A 4776-nucleotide genomic window follows, 5' to 3' on the forward strand; every position below is an offset into this window, starting at 1 on the left:
GAATTTATGTATATTTCCCTATAATTTTGGCAAACTAAAACTAAAGTATCAAATTTGAAAAATTATTATCTAAATTAAATCTAAATTTTCTTGTCAGATTAGAGTAATCAAACTTACTTAAAGCACAAAATTTATTACAGTCTCTCCTTTTTTAAATTATCTATTCATAAATCCCATTTACTATTCTTTTAAACCTGCTTAAAGGTGTATTAGGAGAAATTGAAAACCTAGTCAGTTCATATTTATCCAAATCCTTGGTTACATATCCAGGTTCAATAGTAAAAGCCATTTCATATCCAGTCTGTTTCAAATATTCAATAGTATTTTCATCATATGCACCATAGGGGTAGGCAAAGTATTTTGCATTTAGTAATTCTTTGCTTTTTATTAAATCATTAATAATAGTTTCTTTATCAGAAGATATAATTAACTTTTCACCATTTTCATCTTCATCATGGAGCTCATATGTATGGCTTTCATAGTCAAATACATCTTCATATTTATATGTTTCATTTACACTTAAAGATTGGGTATCACTAGGGTCAAAGAGAGCTTGGATATTATCTACCCTATATCCTAACATGAATATGGTTCCTCTAAAATTATATTTTTTCATTATAGGATAAGCATATAGAGCATTACTATAATAGCCATCATCAAAGGTGATGACTACAGATTTTTCTGGTAAAATGATTTCTCCATCAATAAAGGATTGTAATTCATCTAATGTAGCAGTATAGAATCCATTTTCATATAGATAATCCATCTGTTTTTCAAAGGTTTCTACGGATAAAACACTACTATTTTTAGACCAATTATATTTTTCTATATCCTCTTGTTTAAGTAGATGATGATACATGAGCACTGGAATTTTTTCTGCTTCTTTTTCACTCAGCTGATTTCTTAGCTTTAATATTTCATCTCTTAGTCTTAAATTTTCTTCTTTAAGTAATTCATATTTTTCATCCATAATATTTGCGGATACATTTTCTCCATAGGCTACAGTTGAAGCCTGACCCAGTAGAACGATCATTATAAGTAACACTATTCCAAATTTTTTCATTCTAATGCTCCTCTCACGTTAAATGTAATATATATATTATATATTTATTAATGGATATTGTAAATCAACAAAAAACATTGATTATCCTCAGCACCAACCTTAATTTCTGCCGTAACAAAGTGGAGGCATTAGTTGGGAGTGCCTGGTAAGGCCAACTTATTGACTTATTGTAAGTAATAAAGGAACCTGTGCTTAGGAATTGGTTCTTTTTTGAATTATTTTTGTTATAATAGAGTAAATAGATTTAGAAAGTAGGGGATAATATGCTTCCACTTAGAGATACAGCACCAAGTCGAAAAGTTCCAATTGCTACTTTATCGATTATAGCTTTGAATATTATTGTATTTGTAAATCAGATAAAATTGCCTTATGATCAAGCTTTAGATATGATATATAAATATGCTTTTATACCTTCACGATTTATTAGTGGGTTAACTAATTATGAATCCTATATTCCACTATTTACTAGTATGTTTATCCATGGGAATATACTTCATATTATTAGTAATATGTGGTCCTTATGGTTATTTGGCGATAATGTAGAAGAACGAATGGGTTCTTTTCGTTTTATTATTTTCTATTTATTAACTGGTTTAATAGCTGGCTTTGCCCATTTAATATTTAATCCCATGTCAAATGTACCAACAGTGGGAGCTTCTGGAGCAATTGCTGGAGTCATGGGGGCTTATTTCATAATGTTTCCCCATTCTAGAATATTAACTTTAATTCCATTTATTCCATTTTTCATACGAGTACCAGCTCCTATCTTTTTACTCATATGGTTCGTTAGTCAACTTCGCTCAGGTATTACTGGCGTTATGGGTGGAGTAGCCTGGTGGGCTCATATATTTGGATTTTTAGCAGGAGTGTTTTTATATAAAAAATTTCTTAAGAAAAATAAGTATTATACCAGATAGTGATATATTTTCACTGTAATATTTTCCCTCTAACTGGGATATTATTTTGAAGGAAGTGAGAGTAAATGACCATTAGTTATAAAGATGTGATAATGGCAAGGGAAAGAATAGATAAATATATCTATAAAACCTCCTTGGATAAATCTATCTATTTAAGTGATGAAGATACCAATATCTATCTTAAATTGGAAAATCAACAGGGTATGAAATGTGCTAAGCTTAGGGGAGCTTTGAGTAAACTTACAAGCCTTAGTCCTCAAGATATAGAAAAAGGTGTTGTGGCTATATCTTCCGGGAATCATGGGGCAGCCCTTAGCTATGCTTCCAATCTATTGGGTATAAAAAATGTAACTGTTTATGTACCTAAAACTACTCCAAAGAGTAAGGTGGAAAAGATAAAGTACTTTGGAGCTAATGTAGTTGGAGTTGGTGAAAACTACGATGAAGCCCATGAAATTGGATTAGAACTGATAAAGGATAAGGGTAGTATATTTGTAGACCCCTGCTCTGATGAGGAAGTAATAGCTGGTCAAGGCACCATAGGACTAGAAATATTGGAGCAACAGCCATCAATAGACACAATCCTTGTACCTATTGGTGGTGGAGGAATAATTACAGGTATTAGTATTGCTGCAAAACATATGAAACCAGGTATTAAGGTTATTGGACTTCAAACTGCAGCTTGCCCTGCTATGGTCCAGTCCCTAAAGGATAATATATTTTATGAAACCTTTCCTACTGAACCTTCCATCTGTGACGCTCTAGTTGGTGGAATAGGTTATATTCCATATAAAATGGCAGATGAATGTATTGATGACATAATAGTAGTAGATGAAGAAGCTATTGGTAAAGCAGTATCCTTTTTAATGAAGAAGGAGAAGATAATTAGTGAACCAGCAGGAGCCATCGGCATTGCAGCTATTAGAAGGAACTACTCCATGTGTAAGGGAAAAAATGTAGCTGTAGTCATTACCGGTGGAAATATAGATGAGGATTTAATGATAAACCTATTAAATAAATATACAAACTAAACCAATCCATTAGGATTGGTTTCCTTTTTTTACAGGATTCCTCAAAAGTGGAAAATTGAAAATATTTTGACTTTTATTACAAATTCCCTTATAATATATATTTAGTAACATTCTGTATAATAATTATCATATTATTTTTAACAAATATATGTATAAAGGAGGGAATTGGTGATTTAGAGGAAGTAAAATAAACAAAAAGGAGGTATATATGCATATGGGTAATTCCTATGAAAAGCAGAAGTTTACTGCTGGTGATTATTTAAAGTTTATCGTGCCTTCAATTATAGGGGTATTGCTGTTAATGTTTCCTTTTAAATATGAAGGCGACACAACTATTTTAGTTGCTTTATTGGCAGGAGGGCTAACAGGCTTATTAGAATCTATTCTACCTACCATTATTGTAATTATTATAGCTTTAACCGGAATTATGACTATAGTTTATAAAACTTCTAAACCTGCTTTTATCGAAGAGAGTGAATTTTTAAAATCAATATTTGATGTATCTAATTTTTGGCTTGCAACAAGAATAATTGGAGTGGTGCTTAGTATATTGGTTTACTTAGAAATAGGTCCTGAGTGGATTTGGTCTGAAGATACTGGTGGTTTAATACTTCATGATTTAATACTAGGATTGTTCTCTATATTCTTATTTGCAGGATTTTTATTACCATTTTTAACGGATTTTGGACTATTAGAGTTTGTAGGTGCATTGCTTACTCCTTTGATGAGGCCAGTATTTAAATTACCAGGACGTTCATCTATTGACTGTATGGCTTCTTTTGTTGGCGATGGAACTATTGGTGTAGCATTGACTAACAAACAATATGAGGATGGATATTATACTACAAAGGAAGCTTCTATTATTGCTACTACCTTCTCAGTTGTATCCATTACCTTTAGTTTGGTGGTACTAAATCAAGTTGATTTAGCTCATTTATTTGGACCGTATTATCTAACAGTAGTTATTGCTGGGGTAGTTGCAGCTATTATAATGCCTAGAATACCACCTCTATCTAGGAAGAAGGATACCTATTATACAGGAGAAAAGATGGATGTGGGAGAGGATGTTCCAGAAGGATTTACAACAGCTCAATGGGGTACTTATCTTGCAGTAAAGAGGGCAGAAGAAAGCGGAAATGTTAAGAATTTTGTTACTAATGGATTTAAAACCGTTTTAGATATGTGGCTGGGAGTACTACCTGTAATAATGGCTTTTGGTACTATAGCTCTAATAATTGCAGAAGCTACACCTATATTTGACTGGTTAGGAATGCCTTTTATTCCCATACTAAAATTATTCAAAATTCCTTATGCAGTAGAAGCTTCTAAGACCATGGTAGTAGGATTTGCAGACATGTTTTTACCTTCGGTTATAGGAGCCAGCATTCCTAATGAAATGACTCGATTTGTTGTAGCTACAGTATCCATAACCCAATTAGTTTATCTATCAGAAGTTGGAGCAGTTATATTAGGGTCAAGGATTCCTGTATCCTTAGGAGAGTTGTTCATTATATTTATTGAGAGAACAATTATAACTTTACCTATTATAGCCATAGCTGCCCATTTAATATTTTAATTAGTTCATAATTAAAGCCATTCCTTTAGGAGTGGCTTTTTTTCTTTTATTTTTATAAAATGGAGGAAAAAAGGATTTTGTGTCTAATATAATAAGACCAGCTAATTAAAGTCAATAGATTTTAGCAAAATAATATTAAATATTTTTTGAAAAACTAATAATAAAAAAATGCACACCTAATAAACCAAT

4 protein-coding genes are annotated in these 4776 nt (G+C 31.8%); 3 read left to right on the forward strand and 1 reads right to left on the reverse strand.

The annotated features are described in order from the left end of the window. Positions 1 to 160 precede the first annotated feature (160 nt). Positions 161 to 1063 (reverse strand): polysaccharide deacetylase family protein, encoded by a 903-nt coding sequence (locus tag C3E90_RS04205; protein ID WP_236914406.1) that lies wholly within the window; start codon positions 1061 to 1063, stop codon positions 161 to 163. A gap of 263 nt (positions 1064 to 1326) precedes the next feature. Here C3E90_RS04205 and C3E90_RS04210 point away from each other — a divergent pair, with 263 nt between their 5' ends. The 3 genes from C3E90_RS04210 (at position 1327) to C3E90_RS04220 (ending at position 4587) form a co-directional block, all read left to right on the forward strand. After that, positions 1327 to 1980: a rhomboid family intramembrane serine protease gene (locus tag C3E90_RS04210; RefSeq protein ID WP_236914407.1), complete on the forward strand. Its 654-nt coding sequence runs from the start codon at positions 1327 to 1329 to the stop codon at positions 1978 to 1980. Between the two features lie 65 nt (positions 1981 to 2045). Further along, complete coding sequence (locus C3E90_RS04215; RefSeq protein ID WP_236914408.1) at positions 2046 to 3011, forward strand: threonine ammonia-lyase; 966 nt, start codon at positions 2046 to 2048, stop codon at positions 3009 to 3011. Positions 3012 to 3219: 208 nt separating this feature from the next. Beyond that, complete coding sequence (locus C3E90_RS04220; RefSeq protein WP_442870558.1) at positions 3220 to 4587, forward strand: YjiH family protein; 1368 nt, start codon at positions 3220 to 3222, stop codon at positions 4585 to 4587. Positions 4588 to 4776: the final 189 nt, after the last annotated feature.

Source organism: Clostridium sp. Cult2 (genome assembly GCF_021655075.1).
In the GTDB taxonomy this organism is placed as follows: Bacteria; Bacillota; Clostridia; order Tissierellales; family Tepidimicrobiaceae; genus Schnuerera.

Excerpts from the sequence above, each read along its gene's own strand:
- C3E90_RS04205 (WP_236914406.1), bottom strand. The coding sequence starts at position 1,063 with ATGAAAAAATTTGGAATAGTGTTACTTATAATGATCGTTCTACTGGGT.
- C3E90_RS04215 (WP_236914408.1), top strand. The coding sequence starts at position 2,046 with ATGACCATTAGTTATAAAGATGTGATAATGGCAAGGGAAAGAATAGAT.
- C3E90_RS04220 (WP_442870558.1), top strand. The coding sequence starts at position 3,220 with ATGCATATGGGTAATTCCTATGAAAAGCAGAAGTTTACTGCTGGTGAT.
- C3E90_RS04210 (WP_236914407.1), top strand. The coding sequence starts at position 1,327 with ATGCTTCCACTTAGAGATACAGCACCAAGTCGAAAAGTTCCAATTGCT.